The organism is Clostridium sp. C105KSO13 (assembly GCF_001517425.1).
Classification (GTDB): Bacteria; Bacillota; Clostridia; order Lachnospirales; family Lachnospiraceae; genus Muricomes.
The window spans coordinates 1-1,575 of sequence record NZ_FBWL01000113.1; the positions used below are offsets into that span (position 1 = coordinate 1).

A 1,575-nucleotide genomic window follows, 5' to 3' on the forward strand; every position below is an offset into this window, starting at 1 on the left:
GTAAGTGCTTCAAAAGATAGCGTCGTGTAATCTCCATGCAGATCCTGTAAAATTAACCTAAAATGTCTTTAGGAGGTTATACAATGGATCAAGGTAATAGAGCTTTATGGAAAGAACGGATTCAAGAGCAGGCATCTAGCGGTATATCTATGGCTGCATGGTGCCGGCAGAATCATATAAAAAAATCTACTTTTTACTATTGGAAGAAACAGCTGCATACAGAATCCAGGGAAATACAATCTTGCGCACCGCAGTTTGCCAAACTTGAGCTTCCAATCTCACCAGTACCATTAGAAAATCCAGTCGGGCTCCAGATTACCTGGGGAAAGTTTTCCTTCACCCTTTCGGATGAGAAGGATTGTTCTCTGGCCATTCAATTCATCCGGCAGGTACAACAGTTATGATGGATCTGTTTGTAAAAGATGCAAGACACATCTACCTGGCATGTGGGGCAACAGATTTCCGCAAACAGTCGGCGGGGCTCGCAGCTATTGTTAATATGCAGTTTGAACTGGATCCTTTTATAAATGAATATGTTTTCCTGTTTTGTAACCGGAGAAGAAATGCAATCAAAGTGCTCCGATACGATAGCAATGGTTTTATCTTAGCAAACAAAAAACTCCTGGATGGGATGAAATTCCAGTGGCCAAAAGATCCCTCGGAAGTAAAAGAGATATCCTACCAGCAAGTGCAGTGGCTTTTACAGGGGCTGGAAATCGAACAGAAAAGAGCGCTCCATCCAGTAAAAATGGATGCGAAGTCCACCTGTTTCTGACCATCGAAAAGTGACGGATAAAACCCTGGAAAAACGCGTAAAATCAGCACTTTTTGGCGTTTGAGATGTGCGAAAAAGATGGCATTATATGTTCTGAAATGGTATACTTATAATAAAGAAAACAAAGGACAAGTATACCAATGACAGAACATGAAGAACTGCTGAAACTTCGAGCACTTGCCGAAAAACAACAAAAGGAAATCAAAGCAAAAGATAAGATCATTCAAAAACAGAATATACAGATTGAAAACATGATCCAGGCACTTCTTCATGCAAGAAAGAAGTTGTTTGGTCCCTCCACGGAAGTATCACAAATGGAAGGACAATTATCTTTGTTTACCTCTATGCAGGATCTTACGGGAGGGCTATTTAAGGAGAAAAAGGAGATTACTGTTCCCAGTTATACAAGGACGGCACGGAAACCTGGGGTAAGGGAGGAAATGCTTGCAGGGCTGCCCCAGGAAGTAGAGGAGTATGTAATTCCAGCAAAGGAGACCTGTTCTAAATGTGGTGGAGAGTTAATCGTTATCGGTAAAAAGGTCGTCCGCACGGAAGTGGAGTTTGAACCGGCAAAGCTGAAAGTAAAACAGATCATTCAGCAGGTGGCAAAGTGTACGAAGTGTGGAAAAGAAGGAAGTGAAAACCCAAGAGATCACTTTGAGAAAGCGGCAGTTCCTTCGCCGGTACTACCTCATTCAATAGCAACCCCCTCTCTTGTGGCCCAGGTCATGTATCAGAAGTTTGCCCAGGGTTTGCCGTTTGCCCGCCAGGAGAAGGACTGGTATCGGATGGGATTGGTG

General features: G+C 43.0%; 3 protein-coding genes. All 3 read left to right on the forward strand.

Translation table 11 applies throughout. The features are described from left to right. The first annotated feature begins 83 nt into the window (after positions 1 to 83). Positions 84 to 404, forward strand: a complete 321-nt coding sequence (locus BN3456_RS00980) for an IS66 family insertion sequence element accessory protein TnpA (RefSeq protein ID WP_089982117.1) — start codon at positions 84 to 86, stop codon at positions 402 to 404. Further along, positions 401 to 775 carry an IS66 family insertion sequence element accessory protein TnpB gene (gene tnpB, locus BN3456_RS00985; RefSeq protein WP_089982118.1) on the forward strand — a complete coding sequence of 125 codons (375 nt, stop codon included), beginning with the start codon at positions 401 to 403 and terminating at the stop codon, positions 773 to 775. Before BN3456_RS00980 ends, tnpB begins: the two co-directional genes overlap by 4 nt. A gap of 140 nt (positions 776 to 915) precedes the next feature. Beyond that, positions 916 to 1,575, forward strand: a 660-nt coding sequence (locus BN3456_RS00990) for an IS66 family transposase zinc-finger binding domain-containing protein (RefSeq protein WP_141654482.1), incomplete at its 3' end; no start/stop codon positions are given.